13 protein-coding genes and 3 pseudogenes are annotated in these 20,119 nt (G+C 67.6%); 7 read left to right on the top strand and 9 right to left on the bottom strand.

Going from position 1 to position 20,119, the window contains the following annotated elements; genetic code table 11:
• The first annotated feature begins 231 nt into the window (after positions 1-231).
• A complete protein-coding gene (locus tag ACIGXJ_RS34530; RefSeq protein ID WP_399654026.1) occupies positions 232-909 on the top strand; it encodes a hypothetical protein in 678 nt (225 codons plus the stop codon).
• A 111-nt stretch (positions 910-1,020) separates the two neighbouring features.
• On the opposite strand, the gene ACIGXJ_RS34525 is transcribed toward ACIGXJ_RS34530, so the two are convergent.
• A complete protein-coding gene (locus ACIGXJ_RS34525) occupies positions 1,021-1,350 on the bottom strand; it encodes a hypothetical protein (RefSeq protein ID WP_399654023.1) in 330 nt (109 codons plus the stop codon).
• Positions 1,351-2,030: 680 nt separating this feature from the next.
• On the opposite strand from ACIGXJ_RS34525, the gene ACIGXJ_RS34520 reads away from it, so the two are divergent.
• Positions 2,031-2,345, top strand: coding sequence for a hypothetical protein (locus ACIGXJ_RS34520; protein ID WP_399654020.1), 315 nt, complete (start codon positions 2,031-2,033; stop codon positions 2,343-2,345).
• Positions 2,346-2,594: 249 nt separating this feature from the next.
• On the opposite strand, the gene ACIGXJ_RS34515 is transcribed toward ACIGXJ_RS34520, so the two are convergent.
• Positions 2,595-2,936 (bottom strand): STAS domain-containing protein, encoded by a 342-nt coding sequence (locus tag ACIGXJ_RS34515; RefSeq protein ID WP_399654018.1) that lies wholly within the window; start codon positions 2,934-2,936, stop codon positions 2,595-2,597.
• A gap of 680 nt (positions 2,937-3,616) precedes the next feature.
• Between ACIGXJ_RS34515 and ACIGXJ_RS34510 the strand changes: the two genes are divergently transcribed.
• Positions 3,617-4,390: a DUF5995 family protein gene (locus tag ACIGXJ_RS34510; RefSeq protein ID WP_399654015.1), complete on the top strand. Its 774-nt coding sequence runs from the start codon at positions 3,617-3,619 to the stop codon at positions 4,388-4,390.
• A gap of 222 nt (positions 4,391-4,612) precedes the next feature.
• Here ACIGXJ_RS34510 and ACIGXJ_RS34505 read toward each other — a convergent pair whose 3' ends face one another.
• Together ACIGXJ_RS34505 and ACIGXJ_RS34500 are read right to left on the bottom strand one after the other, a co-directional pair.
• A complete protein-coding gene (locus ACIGXJ_RS34505; protein WP_399654012.1) occupies positions 4,613-5,236 on the bottom strand; it encodes a hypothetical protein in 624 nt (207 codons plus the stop codon).
• A gap of 141 nt (positions 5,237-5,377) precedes the next feature.
• Positions 5,378-5,977 (bottom strand): annotated as a pseudogene (locus ACIGXJ_RS34500) (amidase family protein); the annotation flags it as partial.
• Between the two features lie 221 nt (positions 5,978-6,198).
• Here ACIGXJ_RS34500 and ACIGXJ_RS34495 point away from each other — a divergent pair.
• Both ACIGXJ_RS34495 and ppk2 read left to right on the top strand, forming a co-directional pair.
• Entirely contained in the window at positions 6,199-6,441 is a 243-nt protein-coding gene (locus ACIGXJ_RS34495; RefSeq protein WP_399654009.1) for a DUF6411 family protein, read from the top strand.
• A 7-nt stretch (positions 6,442-6,448) separates the two neighbouring features.
• Complete coding sequence (gene ppk2, locus ACIGXJ_RS34490) at positions 6,449-7,435, top strand: polyphosphate kinase 2 (protein WP_399654006.1); 987 nt, start codon at positions 6,449-6,451, stop codon at positions 7,433-7,435.
• 192 nt (positions 7,436-7,627) lie between these two features.
• Here ppk2 and ACIGXJ_RS34485 read toward each other — a convergent pair.
• Positions 7,628-7,717, bottom strand: a pseudogene (locus tag ACIGXJ_RS34485) (transposase); the annotation flags it as partial.
• On the opposite strand from ACIGXJ_RS34485, the gene ACIGXJ_RS34480 reads away from it, so the two are divergent.
• The gene (locus ACIGXJ_RS34480) at positions 7,685-7,990 is read left to right on the top strand and encodes a hypothetical protein (protein ID WP_399654294.1); all 306 of its coding nucleotides are present in this window, start codon (positions 7,685-7,687) and stop codon (positions 7,988-7,990) included. The pseudogene ACIGXJ_RS34485 and the gene ACIGXJ_RS34480 sit on opposite strands and share 33 nt — an antisense overlap.
• Before the next feature lie 355 nt (positions 7,991-8,345).
• On the opposite strand, the pseudogene ACIGXJ_RS34475 reads toward ACIGXJ_RS34480, so the two are convergent.
• Positions 8,346-8,439, bottom strand: a pseudogene (locus ACIGXJ_RS34475) (DUF4389 domain-containing protein); the annotation flags it as partial.
• 537 nt (positions 8,440-8,976) lie between these two features.
• Between ACIGXJ_RS34475 and ACIGXJ_RS34470 the strand changes: the two are divergent.
• On the top strand, positions 8,977-9,660 hold the full coding sequence (locus tag ACIGXJ_RS34470) for a hypothetical protein (protein ID WP_399654003.1): 684 nt from the start codon (positions 8,977-8,979) through the stop codon (positions 9,658-9,660).
• Between the two features lie 54 nt (positions 9,661-9,714).
• On the opposite strand, the gene ACIGXJ_RS34465 is transcribed toward ACIGXJ_RS34470, so the two are convergent.
• Genes ACIGXJ_RS34465 through ACIGXJ_RS34455 form a run of 3 tightly spaced genes read right to left on the bottom strand, consistent with a single transcriptional unit; the run spans position 9,715 to position 20,024 of the window.
• On the bottom strand, positions 9,715-11,421 hold the full coding sequence (locus ACIGXJ_RS34465) for a hypothetical protein (RefSeq protein WP_399654001.1): 1,707 nt from the start codon (positions 11,419-11,421) through the stop codon (positions 9,715-9,717).
• Between the two features lie 42 nt (positions 11,422-11,463).
• The gene (locus ACIGXJ_RS34460; protein ID WP_399653998.1) at positions 11,464-13,389 is read right to left on the bottom strand and encodes a hypothetical protein; all 1,926 of its coding nucleotides are present in this window, start codon (positions 13,387-13,389) and stop codon (positions 11,464-11,466) included.
• 32 nt (positions 13,390-13,421) lie between these two features.
• Positions 13,422-20,024, bottom strand: a complete 6,603-nt coding sequence (locus ACIGXJ_RS34455) for a neuraminidase-like domain-containing protein (protein ID WP_399653995.1) — start codon at positions 20,022-20,024, stop codon at positions 13,422-13,424.
• Between the last annotated feature and the right edge of the window lie 95 nt (positions 20,025-20,119).

Below are 20,119 nucleotides of genomic sequence, written 5' to 3'. Positions count from 1 at the left end.
GCGGGGGTGACTTGGTTCGTCAGACGTGCTGTCGGGTAAGCGGTTGCAGGTTCGAACCCTGGAACGGGATGAGTGCCTGACCGCGCCAGCGGCGGGGGACCGATGGCGACGTGACCGTTCCCGCTCGGCGCGGAGTCCGGCCTGACCGACAAGCACCTCAACGAGGAGCCGCTGCCACCGAGCGCGTACGCCGCGGGCATCCCGGAGCCGATCGACGGTCTGGTGCTGCGGATGCTCGCGAAGAAGCCCGAGCAGCGCCCGGCTGTTGACGAGGTCCTGGAGGTCCTCGACCCGTTCGCCCCGGGGATCGGTGATCCCGAACCCCGGCCTCGCACCCACCCCGGCCCCACCTCCCCCCTGCGTCGGCCGCAGGACCGGGCTGTTCGTCCGCGCCCGGTCGCTCTCACGCCGCCTGTCGCGTCCGCACCGGCCGACGAGTGGCTGGACGCCCGCGTCGTGGAACAGCTCTGCACACAGGCCGAGTCGGAGATCGCGTCCGGTGAGCCGGGTGACGCGACCGACCGGCTGCACGGTCCGACAGAACGGGTCCGCGAGGAGTGGGGTGAGCGACGCCCCCTGGTGCGTCGCGTGTGGCAGGGGGCTGCGGACGGATTCCGCCTCTCTGGCAACTACGGTGCTGCGGCCCGCCTCTACCGGGCCGTCGACGACGATCTCATGCACGGGGACGGCCCGGCCGAGCGGGCCGATCGCGCGCTGATCCGGCTGCGCACGGCCGAGTGCCGGCTCACGTTCGGGGAACTGGACGCGGCCATCGCGGCGGTTGACACGGCGGGGCGCATCGCCGCCGGACTGCCACCGGAACTCGCGGCTCGGGTCGAGGCCGTACGCCACGCGGTCGACGCCCGGCTCACGGCCCGCCTGGCCGAGCCCAGGCGCAGGGAGACGTGACATCGGCGACGGTTCGGCCGCGCCCTGAAGGGGCGCGGGGAACTGCGCGACCAGCCACAACACTGCCGCAGACGAACGGCCGGCTCATTCTCGGTGCTCCAAGCGGAGCGCCTACGCCTGGTGGGCCAGGCGTCCGGCAGCCAGCTCGTCGCCTAGGTCGCGGGCAAGGCTGGTGCCGAGGTCGGCCGCGCGGCGCAACAGTGTTTCGAAGGCGGTGAGTTCGCGGAACGCCTCTCCGTAGCGCCGTTGTTCTCCGAGGGGAACCTGGCGGATCTGAAGACGGCGGACGTCGATGCGGGAGGAGTTCGTGGTGGGGGTTCCGGCCTGCCGGGCATTGGCGGGAGCCCGCAGTGAACCGGCGAGGAACCAGGCGTCAAGCTGTTCGGGCTGTACCCGCACGGCTGGCGCCGCCGCCATCAATACCGCGCCCGCCTCAGCCATTACCGCCGCCGAGGCCACCGCCCCCCGTAACTGCGGCTGCAGTACTAACCGGCGTTGGAAGGCGTGTGGTGCTGCGCCTGCGGGTCCGCCGGTTCATTTGCGCGGACACCTCCTGCGGTCAGCAGATCCAAAGGCTCGGACAGGTGCCCGAGTGGGTGGGCGACAGACTGAACTCGACGTGTTGATCCTCGCGGTCACCACGGGCCCCGTTCTTCGTCGGCGAAGGCGGCCACTGGCGCGCCTCCTCTGCCGCGCCGCTCCGGCGCCGGGCCAGGCGCTGCTGGAGCCGTTCGAACGCCAGGCGGTCGTGTTTCCACACCGCTGACGCGCCGTCCAAGCCGGTGTCCCCCAGCAGCCGCGCGAGGGCGGCGGCGCCGATTCGTGGAACGCGGCGGTCATGTCAGTGCCCTGCCTCGACCGCAGCAGCCCCCCGGCCCGCCCGTGTGCACGGCGAGCGGGGCGCGGAAGCCGTCTCACGTCGACTCAGCCGCTCAGCCCGGCCGAGTAGCCTCGCGCCACTTCCGCACGTCCCCGGCCGCCGCTGTACATCCGGCCGGCTCCAGACGTAGCCGCATCGGGGCGCTCCGGGACCCAAGTGGCGTATCCAGACATGCGGGTGAAATCGGACGCTGGTGGAGTCTGTTGTGTCTCTGACCTCCACCTCTTCTTGGAGATCCATCATGCTGTCCTTCCGTAAGACCTTCGCGAGCGTTGCTCTGGCTGCTGCCGCGGTGATGGCCGGTCCCGGCATCGCTGCGGCCAGCGACCACTCCGAGCGCGGCGAAGGGCCCGCCCTCCACGGGCAGTGCAACGACTTCACCACGCAGCTCGGAGCGCTGAATGTGAACCAGGGCCCGGTCTGCATCGACTTCGGCTCTTCCGGCGAAGCAGGTCAGACGGGCGGTGACGACGGCACGAGCTTCAACTGCAACGCCGCCGTCACCCAGGTCGGCCTGATCAACGTCAACCAGGGCCCGGTCTGCATCCGCTTCTGACCTGCACCCCTGAGGAGCGGGTTACCCCCAACCGTTGTCGACAAGCTCGTCCGGGCGTATCGGCAACGGTTGGGGGAAGCACCGCATGCGGCTGACAAGAACATCGAGCCGCTGGAGCCCATGACCACGGGACTGGCCATGCCCCCGCCGTGCCGCGTCCGGCCTCGACATGGCTGGTCGATGGAACTGGGGGGCGGGGGAGTGGTGTTGCAGCGATGAGCCGGGGCGCCGGTGTCCTCGGCAGGGCTGTCAAGAGGGTGTCGGCCGGGAATCGGGTGGCGCGTCGGGGAACAGGCGGCCGAGCTCGAAGGTGGCGGGGTGTGTGTCGGCGGCCAGGAGGAGTAGCCGCAGCGGCTGCCGGCCGAGCCCTGTGACGGTTGTACGGCGGTGTGAGGCGTCGGGCAGAGCGGGGGCGAACAGGTGGAGGCCGGCGACGTCCATGAAGGATGTGTGGCGCAGATCCCACTGCAGGTCGGTGACCTCTGCCGGGAGGGTGTCGGCGGCAGCTCGCAGTGGCGCCAGGGTGTCGAAGTCGAGATCGCCGTACAGCGTGATGCGGGCGGATGTGCCGACGATGGTCGTGGTGATCATGCTGGGCGCGCCCCCTTTCCAGGGGTCGGGGTGAGCCCAACGGCGAAGCACCCCGCCAAGGGGCGCCAACGACGATGGCGGAGGCCGAGTGCCCGGGGTGGGGGCAACGCCCGTCTCTCCGAAAGGCCCTACCCTGCGTGGGGTGTCGGCCGGTCTCGTTGTCCGTCCACGGTCGCACACTCCCGCCCCGCACCGCGAGTGCCTGCAAGTGCCGCGCACAGCAATTCCCGCCGCGTGCTGGTCGACTTGTACGGCCTCCGTGCCACCTCCATGCCGCGCGGCACCGGCTTCGACACCGATGGCCAAGCCAGGCCCACCTGAACCTACGCCCATAGCGGCGCCTCGGCGACCGAGTCCGGCACCGTTCGCCGTCACAGGCACGGGCTGCGGCGAGCCCGGTCGAGAGTGCCGAGCGGCAAGGTGGGCGACTCGCCAGCGGTGCGCGTCTCGACGGCACCGTCCTGCTCACTTGCTGCCGCCATGGGCCATCAGCAGCCACAGTGACGACATGACCGCTGCGCCTACGGCATTGCCGCTGGCGTCGCGATCCGCTCGGGCTGCCAGGACCCGGTCGGGGCCACTGTTTCGCCGGGGCAGCCACCGTTTTCCACCGTGCAGTGGTAGGACGGTCCGTTGTCAGTACTGGGCGCGAACGCAGCTGCAGACAACGGGAGTTGGAGATGAGGGCACAGAACATCGACGAGGTGGTGGACGGACTCGCCGGGATCGTACGAGAGGCCACCCGCGCCGGTGACCGGATCGGGTACTTCGCCGCGCTCTACCGCCAGGTGACCGTCGAGGTCCGCACGGCGATTCACGGTGGGCTGTTCGACGACGGCGCCCGCATGGACCGTTTCGACACGGCCTTCGGCAACCGCTACTTCCACGCGCATGACGCCTGGCGTCGCGACAGGAGCGGGCCGCGTTGCTGGCGTGAGGGGTTCGGACTGCTGGACGACGCCGACACCGTCATCGTCCAGCACCTGCTGCTCGGCGTGAACGCGCACATCAACCTGGACCTGGCCATCGCAGCCGCCCGGACCAGCCCAGGCGGGGAGATCCACGGGCTGCGGCGCGACTTCATGCTGATCAATGACATCCTCGGCCGGGTGGTGCTGGCCGTGCAGGACTCGGTCGGCGCCCTGTCACCGCTGTTGTCCCTGCTGGACCGGGTCGGAGCCCGCAACGACGAACAAATCCTCGACTTCAGTATCCGTCAGTCGCGCCAGGAGGCCTGGTACAACGCCGTCCTCCTAGCTGGCCAGACCGAGGAGGAACGCGAGGCGACCATCGACCGGCTCGACGTTCGAGCCGCCGTGCTTGCACGCGTGGTGGCGCGGCCGAGCGGTCTTGTCCGTCCGGCCCTGGAACTGATCCGTGGCACCGAGAGCGATGACATACCGGCCGTTATCACTCATTTGGATCACGCCATGGCTCGCCCCGCCTCTCGATAGCGACGCCAGAGCGCGCCTGCATCGGACCCGGCGCAGGGGCAAGGGAGGGGAGACCTGCGCGCGACGCAGGTGCCCGGAGCGGCCGCCCTCCCGGCAGTGCGTAGAAACGTGCACCGCACGCCCCCGAGGAAGACGCCCACGTTGTCGTCGTCCAACCCATCCTCCCGAAGCGGGCTCGTGTGGTGCTGGCCAGGGCGTTGGCGTCGAACGGGGGAGGTGCCGTCAGCCGGTGAACGGGTTGGTGTGGCCGGGCAACTGCTGCCCCGGGCGCAAGAACCGCTGAGCGCCGTGTTCGTCGCGCACCACGGCGAACCCGGCGTTGGTCAGCCGCTGTGCGATCTTCCCGCGGCGGACGGCGCCCACCGTGAACGCCACGGTGCAGAGCAGCGCGACCACCCCGCCGGAGGCGACCGCTTCGACCGGCGACCTGTCGATGAGCATGAGGACCGTCAGGACCGCGCAGGCGAGGTAGACCATGGTCTTCTGCCTGCGGTTGGCGACGTACTGGGCCATGACGTCGAAGGTGACGAGATCCTTGAGCACGGCCACGGCACCGACCGCTTCGGGACGCGGTTTCAGCGAGCCCTCCTCCAGCCCCGGCACTGTTCCGCCGTTGCCGGCTTGCGGATGGGCGGCGATGGTGGCCGCCTCGCGGACGCGCGCTTCGGGGCGCGGATCCCGGTACATCCGGACCTGGACGAGCGAGTTCCTGAACCCGGTCCGGTACGCCATGCCGTACGCGTAACCGTACTGCTCCGCGACGTACGCCAGAGCGGCCGCTTTCCGTGCGGAGCCTTGGGGGGTGATCTCGACGATGTCCTGCTGGCGGGCGATCTGCTGGAGCATCCGTGCTGTATGACGTTCTGCCGACACCCTGTTCCCCACCCCAAAGACCCCGCGACCGGGGCCGACCTGCCCACAGCGTAGTACTGCGACGGTGGCCTGTTCCGTGCGGGGCAGAGCGGGCAGGGCGGCGCGCCAGCCGCCCTATGCCGTGATGTCCTGGGCGACCTCTAGGGCCTGGGGTTCGCACAGGAAGCCCGGCACGGAACGGCCGTCGGCGACTTCCATGCTGCCGAGGGCCATCAGGCTGGGCAGCGCGGCCAGGAGGGCGCCGAGGCCCTCGGCGGGCAGTTGCCGTACCTCGGCCTCGATCGCACGGCCGCCCTCCCGGGCCCGGACCAGCCCCGGCTTGGCAGGGACCGTGTTCAGCGCGTACAGCCGGTAGGTGTCCGCGGTCGTGGTCGCGCATTCCAGTCGGCCGCCCAGGGCGAGCAGTTGCCCGTTCAGGGGCTGCCCGGACAGATGTGCGCCGACCACGGCGAGCCGCGGCGGCGGAGCGGTGAGCAGTCCGGCGATACGGGCGAGCCGCTCGTCCGTGAACGCCGGGCCGATCAGCACGACGCCGAAGGGCAGACCGTTCACCTCGCCCGCCGGGACGGCAACCGCCGCCAGGTCGAACAGGTTCGTGGAGTCGGTGAAGCGGCCGAGCCGGGCGTTGGCCCCCAGGGAGTCGGCCGCGACGTCGGCGAGGGTCGGGTGGCCCGGTGTCGTCGGCAGGAGCAGCGCGTCCGCGTCGTTCAGCGAGGTCCGAGGACTTTGGCCGTCATGATCGTCGACGAGGCGATCATGGCCGATGCAACTGCGCGCTTAGCCCGGCGCATCACAGCAGCGACCCATGGGGGAGCGGATTTGCAGCCGGGCGCTCTTGCACGACCGGCGTGAGTGGTGTGGGCGAAGGAGGGCGGGGCATTCGGGGGAGCAGGGGCGCAGAGGGTTGCCGCGCCGCGCTGATTGGGAGACTGCGAATGGTCATAGGTGTTGTCATTGTTGCCTGCGTGGTTCTGGCTGTGCTGGCCTTCCTGCTGCCGCGTCTGTCGCGGCACCCGCAGAACGGTGCCCAGCGCGGTCTCGGAGCTGGTTCGCGTGCCGGATCGAAGGCGCCCGGCGTCATTGGCCGTCTGCTGAGCAAGCCGTTCAGTTCCAGCTCGAGGGCGGTGGGCCGCAGTGGCGCCGCCGGACGTCGGGCCCGCGGCCGCATGCCGTTCTGAGCGCCAGATGTCGGAGTACGAGGACATGGGCCCGCCGGACGATGAGGCACCCGAGATCAAGGCTGTGCTCCTTGACGGCCTCAGCGTGGACCGGCGCCGCCCGGAGCGGCCGGTACTGCTGGCCGCGGACGGCACTCCCGTGGAGACCTGGCGGGAGAACTATCCCTACGACAGCAGGATGAGCCGCCGGGAATATGACAGGACGAAACGAATTCTGCAGATCGAGCTGCTGAAGATGCAACGCTGGGTCAAGGAGACCGGCGGGCGGATCGTGGTGCTGTTCGAGGGGCGCGACGCCGCGGGCAAGGGCGGTGCGATCCAGCGGTTCACGGAGCGGCTCAACCCTCGCGGCGCCCGTGTCGTCGCCCTGCAGAAGCCCACCGAGCACGAACAGGGCCAGTGGTACTTCCAGCGCTACGTCGCCCATCTGCCCTCATGCGGAGAGATCGTCTTCTTCGACCGCTCCTGGTACAACCGGGCCGGAGTCGAACGTGTGATGGGCTATTGCACCGAGGACGAGTATCGGACGTTCCTCGAGCAGGCCCCGCAGTTCGAGCAGATGCTGACGAGGGACGGCATCCTGCTGGTGAAGTTCTGGTTCTCGGTCTCGCAGGCCGAGCAGCGGACCCGTTTCGCCATCCGCCAGATCGACCCCGTACGCCGCTGGAAGCTCTCGCCGACCGACCTCGCCTCCCTCGACCGCTGGGACGACTACACCGCCGCCAAGGTCGACATGTTCCGCGCCACGGACACCGAGCACGCCCCCTGGACGGTGGTGAAGAGCAACGACAAGCGCAGAGGCCGCCTCGAAGCGATGCGCAGCCTACTGGACCGCTGCGACTACCCGGCCAAGGATCCCCAGGCAGTGGGCAGGCCGGATCCATTGATCGTGGGCGCTGCCGACACCCTCCTGGAAGCCGGCGAGGAACCCACCGATCTGTCCCCCACCCCGTTGGCCGGACCAGGCCAAGGCCCTGGCACACACCCGGCCTAGACACGGTCTGCCAAACGATCTTGGGTGGGGTCGCGGAGCCAGACGATGAGTGCCGCGAGGCGGAGTCCGGCCTTGTAGAGCGGGTGGCCAGTTGTCGAAGCGGGTGGCGATCACGCGGGTCTGTTGTCCGCGATGACCACGTCGGGCCCGAGGAGGGGCCGTCCGGCGCCGGTCCGGGGCTGCTCCCGCCGTCCATGACCTCGTCAAATACCAGCGCGCGAACCGTTCGTGGGCCGTCTGCCACGACCCATGGCGTTCCGGCAGGTCACGCCACGGCGCACCGTCGCTGATGCTGGGACCCGCTCCGAGGTGAGGATCGACGGCGTCGTACAGCTGCGCACAGCCCTGCCCGCCGACTCGATGGTGCCGATCGGCTGGGCCGCCGTCGGCGACCCAGCGCGCATCCTCCCACCGGGGGACCACAGCGAAATCTGGGAAGTGCAGAAGGAGCTCGACTTCCCCGGCCAGGTCTTCGGCCTGGGCCGGCCCGGTGAAGGCCGGAAGCGTGGGCCCTTCGGTGCGGAGGAAGGAAAGCCGGTTCGCCCCTGTATCTGACGCCGGTCGTCCTGCTGGGTCGCGTGTCGGCGCTCGCTCGATGATGTCGGAAGCCGGCTGATCGTCGTGGGCCGGATCGGTGACGACGTGGTCCTCAGAACCAAGCTGTGCCACTGCGCCGACGACGGTCTGACGATGGTTCCTCATACAAGCGACGGCAACCCCGGGCTACCACGTCGTAGCACGCAATTCTCAGCCTCGACAGTGGTACACCGCTCACTCGTCCCTCGGTTCCGGTCCGTGACCTGCTGTCGCAGGTCGTCTTCCCACCCGGCTCCACAGGTGAGGCGATGCTCGGAGCCATGACCGCAACAGACTCCTGCAGATGCAGATGCAGATGCAGATGCAGATGCTGAAGGCGCCAGGACCACCGCAGTGCGCCGGTGTTGAAGTCGAACAGGGGCCGTGGGTAGCGGCCCGTGAAAGAGGATGGCGAAGAAGGCTGCGATGAGCCGAGCCCGGTCGACGGGCGAAGGTCCGTTACCTCCTCGTCCGCCCAGGCGATATCGGTATCCCTGGCGGTTGCCGGCGGACGACCGGGCGCGTTGCGGGGCATCGTCCAAGTTCTGTGCACAGCGGACCCACTCGTTCCCACAGGTCGCCAGGCACAAGATCAGCAGACACCCGACAGGTCCTGCCGACACGACACCCGACTGCCAAGCCCCACAACGAACCTCACTCTGAAACGATCAGTAAAAACCGTACACCCGCTGAGCAGGCAGGCCCGTGAGTTGGAACCCGCGCAGCGGCTTATCACGCCATCGCCGTGGTGCACGGCAACGTCATCCGCCGGGTAGAGCAGCAGGCGCAGCGATCTCGCTCGCCGGCAGCTGTTGCGCTGTGAGAGTCAAGCGCGATGATGGGTGTCAAAGGGATATGTGGACGCGTCCCTATGACACCTCGTCTGGCCGACGGTGATCTCGGCGAGATGTCTGCGAGGCGGCCTGTCGGTCGGGGCACCCACTCATTCGATGGACGGAGCTGCTATGGCGTCAGCCGAAAACTCCGAAGCGCCGCGTGAACTTGAGTTCCTCTTCGCGGAAGAGGCGACTTCTCCCACGAAACTGTGCTCGGATCTTGGGTTGGCGCTGGGGCTGGGACAGCCGGTCCCGGTCGCGGTCATGCGGCGCGCTCTGGTCGACAAAACCTTTCTCTTCCACCTGGCGAACTGCCGGGGCCACCCGGACCTGCTCAGAGTGCTGTTCTCGGACTCAGCGAACCGGCGGTACGAGGATGACAGGGACCCTGACCAGGAGGCAGTGAACGGTGACTCCTCGCCGGTGCAGCAAGACCCGTCGGCAGCACGGTACACACCGTCCAGCCCGGCACTGGCCTGGAAGGCCGGCAAGGCGATCGCGCGGTGGGGGAGTACCGGGTTCGCCCGGGTCTCCCCTGGAGTCTTCGAGGCGAGGTTCGGGGCTTGCCAGAGGTGTGAACACCTCGTCGATCCACCTGATCGCGCCGTCTACAAGGTGAGACTGCGGCGGCAGAGTGACCCCAGGATCTGTTCCGCATGTGGATGCGTCGCCTCCCGAAAGGCATCCCTCCCGACCGAGCACTGTCCGGTCGCGGACGAGGAGAATCCCGGACTGAACCGCTGGGGCGAGGCCATGCAATTCGACGACGGGGGTGTACCCCGCGACAACCATCCGCCCGGGCACGGTGGATGATCGCCCGGTGAGCGCGGTCCACGGTTGTCGGACGCGGGATCCGATGCCGTCGAGCTACTTCGTGGTGAACATGCCCGTTGCGTGGTGCGGATCGAGCGGTACGTCATCGTCGCTGACCACGCTCGAAACGCGAACCAGGTAAGTCGTTGCCGGTGCGAGTTCGCCGACCTCCAGCCTCACCTGATTGGGCTGGTCGGGGAACACGGCAGCCCTGTGGACCTCGGCGGCCGGGTCGAACGCGTAGTTGTCGAGGTTTTCCGCGCTACGAACGTCCAGGAGCCGACTGAAAACGATCTGGACGTTCGTCGGCGAAAGCGCACGCGCATCCCGCACCTCGAAGAACATGGGCTTCGGGGCCGCGCAGGCGGGAACAGGGAACATCGAACGCCCGGCGCTGTAGCAGTCGAGGCGGCACGCGACACCGGGCTGATTGCACGGGTTCTCCGGGTCCGGACGCGCGTGTTCGGCGGAAATGTAGGAAAGGAGTGTCTTCACTTGCGCCAGTCCGTGCTCCACGCAGCTCACGAAAAGGTCGCCGTCCCATAGCCTGTGCATGACGTCCGAGATGGCCGAACAGTCGGCCTCGCCCACGCAACAGACCTCCGGGGACTCGTAGGCCAGCATGGCGGACAGAACGACCGCGAGGCCGTCGCGGCGCATTTCGGTCAGCCTGACGAGGCCGCCGGTGACGAGCACCGTTCTGCGACCCCACTGATCCCAGGTGTACGCGTTGGGTAGTGAGTTGTCCCAGTCCAGAAGAAAGTCGACTCCGGGGTAGAACGACCTCGATACGTTGAACAGGTAGAGCAGGGACTGGGCGCGGTAGGTGTTCTCCGCACCGTCCATCGGGGCTTGTCGCCGGATGTCACGAGCCTGCGCATCGGTGAGATAACAGGCTGCGGCCGCGGGGATGTGCGTCTCCTGGCGCTGGGTTGGGGTGAACCCCTCAGGCCAGTCTTCGGGATGGCTGAGGAAATAGGAGTAGGCGTCGTCCGGGAATGCCTCGTGGTACTCCGGTGTGCCGACAGACATGTTTCGTCGTGGGTTGTCGGCCTGGTGTACGAGCTCCCGGGCCACATGCCCTGATGCGTAGTGCACCTGAACCTTGTAGTCCGAGGACACCAGGCCATAGGTGTTCACCAGATGGCCGGTCAGGTCGGAGCCGTCGAAGTCCCCGGCCATCTGGATGGTGGTCACTCCTCCTGTGCTGCTGCCCTGGGCCACGACGACGACGTCGGCGAGCCCGCCGTCGGCGCGCCGCAGTCGGAGTGCCGCCCTGCTCAGGTTCTGGACGGCGACCAGCGTGCCGTCCTCGGCGAGAAACAGATGGTCTGGGCTGACGATGACGTCCCGGGTCCCCGCTTCACCCTCATCGTCCCAGCGGTATCGCACGAGATACATGGATCGCACCGTTCCTTCGAGGTCCTCCCAGGTCGAGGCGGACTCGACTCTGCGTGGAGTCCACCGCAGGTCGGTTCCCGCGGAGAGGATCGTCTCGTCGGGGACGATGTCACGTGCCGGTGCGAACTCGCCCGGACTGACCTCGATCGGGGTTCCGCTGCTGAAACAGGAACAGCAGCAGTAGCAGTAGTCCTTCAGATCCGGGTCGTATGTCGGCCCGATCGGGTCGTCCGGCCTGAGGGGAGGATCGTGCTGAGAACAGTGCTTGTCCAGGGCGAAGCTGATGGATACACAGTATTTATCGGTACACATCCTGTCCTTGTTCTTCTCGATGTTCTTCCTGCACTGTTCGCTAACCATGGCTTTCCCTTTCGAAGGTTTTCGCCTTTTACCGGCGTCCCACTACGTTGCCCGGTTCCAGTTCACCTTTGCCCGGTAATAAAGGATCAGCACGATGTTCTCGACGGCGCCCGGGTTCAGGAAACCGTCGTCCTTGAGGTGGCTGGGTGTGCCGGCGAGAGAGAACTCCAGCGCCTGGTCGTGCTGGAAGACCCGCGCCATGTCCACAGGCTGGCTGAGCGAGTGGGAGAAGGTGCCGTCCGGGCCGGGCGCGAACCTGACGTCCACATCCTCGTCCAGTCGGAAGTCGAGGTAAGGGGCACTTGCGGGCGCAGGCCGATCGGCGCCCTCGGGGGTGAGCAACAGGAAGAAGAAGCCGACGAGCTGGGGGTGGTCGAGGTGCGGGGGCACGACATCGGGCAGCACCCGGAACCTCAGCGTCTGCGCTGTCGCATCCGAATGGTCGGCCATGAAGGCGTGCCACTCCTGCGAGTAGAGCTGTGCCATGCTGAGTAGCGGGCTTCCTACGTACTCCTTGAGTTCCGGCTCCGCCACGACCTGATCGCGCAGCGTCGTCCCGCCGTCCCGTGCGGTGTAGGTCAGGTGGACCAGGACGTCTGAGATGCTCGAGAAGTCGAACCGGTTCGTCTGTGGCGGCATGCTCAACCGCCAGGTCGAAACCGCTCCGGTACCTTCGAACGGAAGGAATCGCGGGTCGCTGAAGTCGAGTTGGAAGACGCCACCGTCATGGACCCCTCGGGACAGGGCGATCTGCTGGCTGACTCTGAGATTGGGCCGCAGGACCTCGGCAGACGGCACAACGGTGGTCGAGCCCAGGAGATATCTGACGGCCCCGATGTCCGGCTTCAGTACGGTCGCGTTGGCCAACTGCGTCAGCGTGGCGTGGAGGGTCTGGTAAGGCCCGATGACGGCAGGGATCGTCACGGACACGGACTTCAGCCGACGACAGTACTGGCCGGGGAAGTCGAAGTCGAACAGCCGTTCCGAGAGGTGGAATGTGCACTCGCCGGTCGCCTTGAGATCCAGCAGCGCTCGGGGGTCGACATGGGCGACAGAGACCGTCTTCTCGATCTCCAGCGCCCGCGTGTTCTCGTCGAGATATGCCTTCTCCATCTGCGACAACGCCAGGGCCAGGCTTTCTCCGGCGAGTAGACCCTTTCTCGTACTGTCCCACTGGACGAAGCCCAAAAAGGCCCGTGAGGTGTTGAGTTCGTACTGGAACGCCCGCTCAGTGGCGCGGGTCAGTTCCAGCGCAAGGAGCCATGCCTGGAAGTACACCTCGGAAAGCCGTCCCGCCATCCACTGGTACAGCTGCTCGTTGGTGAACTTCTTGCGCATGAACGACTGGGTCTCGCGGTTCTGGGCGACGGTGGCGAGTGTCAGCCGCAGGTCGCGTTCCGCGGCCTGCCGCTGGACGTCATTGGCGGCAAGCTGCGCCAGTGCCGATGCCTTGTCGCTCTCGGCCAGCGAGATCTGCAGCTGCCAGTCCTCGGCGCGGCGCTGGTAACCCGCCATCGTCAGGCTCTGCTGCGCCTTGAACTGCGAGACCGCGCTGCCGATCTCGAAGACGGTGGCCCCGGCCGCCAGCGAACTCCCGAGCTGGACACCGCCGTACGTCATGGCGAAGGGCGAACCGACCTGAGGGATGGTGTAGGCGATCGATGAAGCCGTCCTGGCCACGCTTGCCAGCAGGTTGAAGACCAGACCCGCTTCCATGGCATCGAGATTCTGCTGCTCCTGCGCCGAGAGGTTCGCGTCCGTCAGCCGCTGGTAGTGGGACCGGCGGATCTCCGCCGCAGCGCAGGCGGCTTCGAGGGCCTCACCGGTCTCCACGGCCTGTTGCACCTGTAGTTGCTTGATCTGGACCGTGAGGTCGAGCAGGCTCGCTTCCTGACTGGTGTGGAGTACGGCGAGCTGTTCGGCGTCCTGCTTCTCGAGCGCGGCGACCAGTTCGGTTCCGAGGGCCATGACGTTGTTGGTGAAGTTCTTGGCCTTCTCGATCAGTGTGGTGAAGCGGTAGACCGACTGGGGCCCGGGTGCCGGGGGGGGGGGGGGGCCGTCGACGTCTGACCACGGGTGCCGGTGCGGGCGCGGCTGACCTCACCGGGGGAGAGCGGCGGTTCGTAGGCCGCCAGTTTTCGCGCGACGCCCTGGAGGTTGAGGCAGTGGCGGATCTTGAACAGCCGGTCGTCCACCCGGTCCCAGTAAGTGATCAGCTCGCAGTTCTCGGGCACACAGAAATAGGCGTTGATGTCGTTGACCGGCACGGCCCGGAAAGCGGTCGGCGCGTTCATCAGATCCGGAGGCCCGTTCTCCAGGTCGATGAGGAACTGAGGAATGTCGTGCCCGTCGTAGTGCGCTCGGATGTGGGCGAAGTCCTGTGTTTCCGGCACCGGACAGGTGCCGACCTCTTGCGGGCGCGGACCGAGCAGCTCGGACGCCAGCACGTACAGCTGCGTCGCCTCGGTGATGGATTCCGAGGTGTCGATGGCGAAGAGGTGGTCGGCCCAGGACAGCAGGTTGTCGATGTAGCCCATGACCACGGCCTTGGGGTAGGCACCGGGACGGAGCCGGGCCACGGCATCGGGGTCGAACGGGTGCTTGTTGTAGGCCCGGATGTGCTTGGCGCTCGTGAGATCGGCGATCAGCGAGTCCAGGGTGAGATTCCTGAACGGAAGGTAGCGCCAGTACCGGTCGTTGGGGTGCCCGTCGGTGGCCGTGGACCGTTCCATCGGGTTGAAGACGTACTCGTACCACGTCTTGGCTTCCTCGAAGCGCTGATCGCCCTGGAGACGAGCGGCGACGAGCCAGGGGCAGAACAGGAACATCTCCTGGAAGTACGGGCCGAAGGCACCGTCGAAGTCGAGCCTGTCGGGGGGCGGGACCACACGCGGTGGAGGCTCCCCGCCCGGTGCCGCGTAGAAGCGGTTGAAGGGAAGCTCCGGCAACGACTGGGAACCCGGGGTGAGCAGCGCGTCGATGCCTCCGGCCAGCAGCCGTTGCCGCAGTCGGGGGATGACACCCGTCGTCAGCCGGGTAAAGGTGAAGGACAGGTCCTGGAAGCCCGCTGGTGCGTCCGTGAACGCGCTCGTGCTCAGCACCAGCGCCTCTCCCGGTTCCACGTCCCGCATGTGGCTGCTGATTGCCATGTCCGAGAGCCGGCGGAGCCTCTTCTCGGAAGACCGGACGAGAAATGGCTCGTCACCGTTGTGGAAGATCGCCCACCCCATCTGGTTGCCGACGTTGCGGAGCGAGGCGGAGGCGGCGGTGTTGTAGAGCAGGGTGTGCGGCTCACCCGACAGGGCCGGCGGCGGAGTCCCGGGGACATTGCTGCCCCAGTAGTTGTCGGCGACGGGATTGTCGTTCTGGACGACCCGCACCACCCGCTCCGAACGGTCTATCCAGTACTGGTACGGCTTCGGGTTGTCAGCCGCGCTGTAGCTGTAGTCGGTGAGCACCATACGGGTGCTGACGGCCTGGAGGTCCTGGTCCAGCACCACTGAATAGTTGAGAGGCACCTGGCCGGGGGCGCTTGGGGCCGCCACCTTGGCCAGTTTCGCCGATGAGAAGACCGACTGGTCGAAGGCCTGGAGCTGCTGGAGGAATGGGTCCCGTCCGGTGTTCGGCGTCACCTTGGGAGGAGAGGGGTCCACTCCGGCCGCTGTCGGAAGCCCGCCCCCGAAGATGACCAGCACCCGTTCGGCCCCCGAAGCGCCGGGTATCACCACGTACCCGGACTGGCCTGTGCCGGTGTCCACCGTCCATTTCTGGTCGACGGTCATGTTCGTGTCGGAGGTGATCAGGACAACGGTGCGCACTTCTTCCTTGCAGAGGATGCGGTCACCGACCTGGAAGTCTTTCGTGAAGTGGGTGCGGTAGCCGTCGACCAGGGTGAGGCCCGCGGTGATACCGACCGAGCCGGGACCGTCGAAGGGCGTGAATCCGTCCCGGTCCGGCTGGAGGGGGACCACTTTGAATGCGGCGTTTCGTGCAGATCTGGCCCGGGGCGTTTCGACCAGCAAGGTGATGTCGTCGGCGACCTCCGCCACCACGCGTACCTGGCCGCCCACGTGCAGCCGGTCGCCAGGGCGGACCTCCCGTCCGAAGGCGGTGCCCGTTCCCGCGGCCGTGCAGGTACCGGCATTGATCGCGACCCGGCCGGTCCCGGTCAGCCCTCTCGGCAGTCGGAGAGGGTACGGCTGCTGCCAGTGGAGTGCCGAGGGTGTCAGGGCCCTTTCGACGGCTGCGTTCTCGCGCAGCGTGTGCGTGTAGGAGTCCGGAGCGACCTCCGTGGGCACGGAGGCCGCCAGCACCTGAGGCTGGACCCACTGTCCGGACACGGCGAGGAACGAGTAATGCAGCGACGCGGCTCGCACGTACCGGGCCGAGGCATTGGCCTCCTCGATCGTGCCGGTCTTGCCGTCCTCCAGTTCGGCCCAGAACAGAAACAGCCGGCCGAAGGCGTACACGGCCGCGATCTCGGGCGAGGCGATGGAGAGGTCGACCCTCTGCCATGGTGACCAGGATTCGACAGGGTCGTACTGGCGCCAGAAATAGGTGTAAGGCTCCGTCCGGGAACGGGAAATCAGGAAGAGCCGGGTGGGCGCGTCGTCGGCGGGCGTTTCCGAGACGTCGGCGTGGTGGCCGGCCACCGGTATCAGGTCGGCCAGCCCGTTCAGCTCGTCGAAGTACCGGAGGAAGGTCTTCGCGACAGAGTCCTGGTTGAGGTCGGACTGGAGCAGGGACTGCGAGAGCCGCTCGAACTCCGGTGACCGGCCGCTGCGCAACTGGGGATGGAGGTAGTTCTCGGGATACAGGAAGATCTTCCGGTTCGCCTCCCAGACCCGGTACGTGCTGAGCCATTCCCACCACTCGGGGTCGATGTCCAGATCGTCGACGCCCGGCTCCAGATTCATCCGGCACCGTTGCAGATACAGCTGTACCGAGCTGATTCCCTGGGCTATGCGTGATGTGGTCGCGCAGTCGCTCATCTCGGTGTCGATCAGCAGGAACTGGTACAGGTCGGTCGGTGTCCGCAGCGACGGGAACTGCGGGCGCAGCATCCAGATCGTCCGCCCCAGCACGGCGTTCCTTTTCGCCGCGTCAAGCTCGCTCGACAGCCGCCCCGAGATCTCGGGAAACGCGTCACCGTAGCGACTGCTGAGCGCCTCAAGGGTGCGGCCCGCCTGTGTCTGGTACGAAGCCCAGGCCGCGGGGTCGGGATGCCCGCCGACGGCACCCACCGGCAGGTGCAGCAGATCGAACAGGCCGGTGAGGAGAAAGGCGTCCGTCCCGGTCAGGGCGCAGAGGTCGAACGCCGCCTTGAGCCGCCGGACACCCTCGACCGTATCGCTCGTCGACTGCTCAACGCCCGCGGGCCAGAGGTGATCGATCAGACGGACGGTCTGGGTGAGGCTCCAGCCCGTGAGTTCGGCCAGTTCGTTGAGCCCCTCGGCCGGCGGCTTCCTGAGGTACTCGAGCAGGGCTCCGTTCCGGTCGTCGAAGGCGACCGTGAGACGCCGGTACTGTTCCAGCGTCCGGATGGCGGCCAGGTCGAGCACCCGGGTGTCCGCGATGCCGAACGGGCGGGGGTTTGTGGCCGCAGCCGCCACTTCGAACGCGGTGAAGCCGAGGGCACCGGCCCAGACGGCGCCTCGGTCCAGTGCCGCCATCACCTCCGACACCGCCGACGGGACTTCCTCATGGGGCTCCACCGGAGTGAACAGGAGGGTCCACTGGGGTGAGAGGCTCTCCTGGCCGGCGCAGAAGGACAGCAGCGCGCGGAGCAGTTCACAATCGATGCCGAGGGAGCCGGCGACGCCCTGTTCGGCCAGGGATTCCTGGGCGACGGCGGCCTGTTCGAGTACCGCAGCAAGTGTGTCGATGCGGGACAGGGCCTGGAGCAGGACCTCACGGACCTCGCGCTGTGCGTCGGGTGGAAGGGGGACTGCGGGAGAGAGGAAGTCCAGCGAGGTCTGGGTGGTGAAGGCTTCGCTCAGCACGCCACTTGCCGCCCCCGGCGCGGTGATGATGTACGGGGGCGCGTGCCTGGTCAGCTCGGCGAAGATCTGCGCCGACTGCGCCGGGTCGATGCCCTGGACGGTGAATGAGTTCTGGTCCAGTGGAACGAGTGAGGCCAGGTCGGCGTGTCGGGGGCGGCTGTTCGTTGCGATTCCGGCAGTGGTGATGAAACCGCCCGCCACCAGACCGTCGAACAGAACCTGCGCCTCGTCGATGTGGATGTGCTCGGACAAGAAGGAGTCAGGCTGGAGCCGTGTCTCCCGCGCCCGGGCCGCCAAGGAGTCGATCAGGTCACGGAGGCCGTCGGGCGCGGAGCTTCCACCGGGGCCGGGGCCCCGCGTGCCGCTGATCACATAGCGGAGCTGCTGGACGTCGAACGGTGATGCGCGCAGCCACTCGACCGCGTCGCGGACGCGCTCCGTGGCCGCGATACCGAGGGGAACCGATCCCGTCGGCGGAGGGTACGGGCCCGGTTGCTTCGGATAGAACAGAAGCCACAGCAGCGTGAAGTAGTCGTCTACGGTCAGCCGGCTCCACGCCGCCTGCTTGACCAGTCGGTAGAGCCAGGACAGCGTCGGCAGGTCCAGAACAAGAGAGGCGTCCTGGCGTCCCTGGAGGTCGCGTACGAAGTGGGCGGTGCGCGTGAGGTTGTCGTCACCGACTCCGAGGGCGCCCAGGAGCCGACCGCGGACGGCCGAGTTGGTTTCGCCGACGGTCCGGTCGTCGATGTTCCACACCAGGGGCCTGGCCGGGTCGAACACGATCGGCACGGATCCGGTGGAGGGGTCTTGTCGGCGCAAAAGACCGGGCGGGTTGTACACACGGTCGAACAGGTCCCGGCAGCTGTCCTCGTCCCTCCGGCCGATGGTCTTGAGGTCGCCCCAGAAGCTGGTCACGACGTCGATGGGCAGCGAGCCGTCCGCGACCAGTCGGTGGACGGCCGCCATCGCCCGGATGGCCGGTCCGTTCAGCTCTTCGGCACCGATCGAGGCCATGACCCGGTCCATGTCCGAGGCGCTCCAGCCGAGCGTGCGCTGCAGCCGGATGAATCGGCCGAGGCGGTCCAGCCGCTTGACCGACAACCCCACGACGCGTTCGAACGGGTTTCCCGGGTCCCCTCTGTCCGTCACCAGCTGCAAGGGCGGCAGGCCCTCCCCCGTGGCGTTGATGAAGAAGCGCCGGGACACTCCCGATTCGAATTCCCGCGGGCTGGTGTCCTGCCGGAACAGAGCATCGAGTTCCGAGCGGGACAGCCCGGTGCGGTCGAGGAAGGTGGTCATACGGTCGAGTCGGCTCGCCTGGTTCACCGTGTGAAGGGCGTTCACAGCGTCGACGTGCCACGGGCTGTCCACCAGCAGTGCCGAGCTGCTGCGGATCTCGACGACGGTCCGGATCTGCCCCGCGCACTGCAGTTGGTCGCCGGGCGTCAGCCGTTCGAAGTGCGTCCCCGCCTCGCCGGTGACCTGGGAGCTGCCCTTGTGGACGGTGACGGCCCCGTCTCCCTTCGGCCACCGAGCGACCTGGTAGGCGGCGTTCTGGGCGTGTGCGCTCCATGCATGGTCGACGGTGAGAGAGTCCGGTCCGGTGATCGACGCCACCGTCCGGATCTCGGCTCCGCACCAGAGCTGGTCACCGACGAGCAGCCCGGTGCCGAAGCGCGTGGCGGCGTCGCCGTGTACGTTGATGCTGCCTTCGGCGACGGTGATCCGTCCTGAACCCGGTGCGAATGCCGACAGGACTGAGGAGAACTCTTCCTGATAGCCCCACAGAGGAGCCACGTCTGCCTCCGCGACGTGCGGGGTGGTGTACAGGTGGTACTGCTCCAGGGACAGCCCGAGCCGCTCCCGCTCCACGTCGATGTCGTTCCTGATCTCGTACCCGGTCTCCGCGGTGGGTTGGATCTGCCAGTCGGGGCAGACGTGTGCCGTACGCGAGGAGCCGTCGAAGCGAGCGATCCGGCGTGCTTGGCCCGCACCGGGACCCGCTGTCAGCCTCAGCTCCATGTCCTGGTAACAGCCGTCCCGGGCGGAGGAGGTGGAGGCGAGGACGGCTGTGCCCGCCGTGCCGCCCCGGGTCAGCCCGGCGGAAAGGGGAGCGGAGAGGACCGAGTACACCTCGGCGACCGTGGCACCGAGTGCGGCGAGGTTGCCGCGGATCTGCTGCAACGGAAGGTTGAACGGGAGATTGAACGGATAGGGGGCGAGCGCGAGAGCCGGGTAGACGTCGGTGCCCAGGTCGAGCTTCAGCTTCTGCTCGAGCACCTCGTTCACCACGCGCAGATAGGGCAGTTCTGTGTCGGTGTTCTCGCAGTTCAACGGCAGGGAGAACAAATCAGGCCGACGCTGCTCCAGCGTCATGCCCGCCGGTATCGTGTACATGTTCGGATGCGTCACGTGCTCGTCGGTGATCCGCATGAGGTCGACGAAGTACGCCGCCGGGGAGAGAACGGACCGGCAGTGCGGGCAGGACAGGTAGTCCAGCCCGCCGAAGAGGTCCTGGTAGCTCGGGATCTGCTGGAAGTAGCCAGTCAGGTCCTTCTGCGCGTTGTGGAAACGGGTAGCCCGGTTGTGCCGCGAGGCCACCAGGTCTCGGACGTTGGCCCAGACGTGCTGCGTTGTGGACCGGACCTCAGCACTGCGGCGGTGCACCGCGCGCGCCTCGTCCTCGCCGGCGAAGA

The organism is Streptomyces sp. NPDC053367 (assembly GCF_044545925.1).
GTDB lineage: Bacteria > Actinomycetota > Actinomycetes > Streptomycetales > Streptomycetaceae > Streptomyces.
This window is presented reverse-complemented; position numbering and strand designations above follow the sequence as displayed.

Excerpts from the sequence above, each read along its gene's own strand:
- ACIGXJ_RS34510 (WP_399654015.1), top strand. The coding sequence starts at position 3,617 with ATGAGGGCACAGAACATCGACGAGGTGGTGGACGGACTCGCCGGGATC.
- ACIGXJ_RS34520 (WP_399654020.1), top strand. The coding sequence starts at position 2,031 with ATGCTGTCCTTCCGTAAGACCTTCGCGAGCGTTGCTCTGGCTGCTGCC.
- ACIGXJ_RS34465 (WP_399654001.1), bottom strand. The coding sequence starts at position 11,421 with ATGGTTAGCGAACAGTGCAGGAAGAACATCGAGAAGAACAAGGACAGG.
- ACIGXJ_RS34515 (WP_399654018.1), bottom strand. The coding sequence starts at position 2,936 with ATGATCACCACGACCATCGTCGGCACATCCGCCCGCATCACGCTGTAC.
- ACIGXJ_RS34480 (WP_399654294.1), top strand. The coding sequence starts at position 7,685 with ATGGCGTTCCGGCAGGTCACGCCACGGCGCACCGTCGCTGATGCTGGG.
- ACIGXJ_RS34460 (WP_399653998.1), bottom strand. The coding sequence starts at position 13,389 with ATGGCCCTCGGAACCGAACTGGTCGCCGCGCTCGAGAAGCAGGACGCC.
- ACIGXJ_RS34525 (WP_399654023.1), bottom strand. The coding sequence starts at position 1,350 with ATGGCTGAGGCGGGCGCGGTATTGATGGCGGCGGCGCCAGCCGTGCGG.
- ACIGXJ_RS34530 (WP_399654026.1), top strand. The coding sequence starts at position 232 with ATGCTCGCGAAGAAGCCCGAGCAGCGCCCGGCTGTTGACGAGGTCCTG.
- ACIGXJ_RS34505 (WP_399654012.1), bottom strand. The coding sequence starts at position 5,236 with ATGCTCCAGCAGATCGCCCGCCAGCAGGACATCGTCGAGATCACCCCC.
- ACIGXJ_RS34470 (WP_399654003.1), top strand. The coding sequence starts at position 8,977 with ATGGCGTCAGCCGAAAACTCCGAAGCGCCGCGTGAACTTGAGTTCCTC.
- ppk2 (WP_399654006.1), top strand. The coding sequence starts at position 6,449 with ATGTCGGAGTACGAGGACATGGGCCCGCCGGACGATGAGGCACCCGAG.
- ACIGXJ_RS34495 (WP_399654009.1), top strand. The coding sequence starts at position 6,199 with ATGGTCATAGGTGTTGTCATTGTTGCCTGCGTGGTTCTGGCTGTGCTG.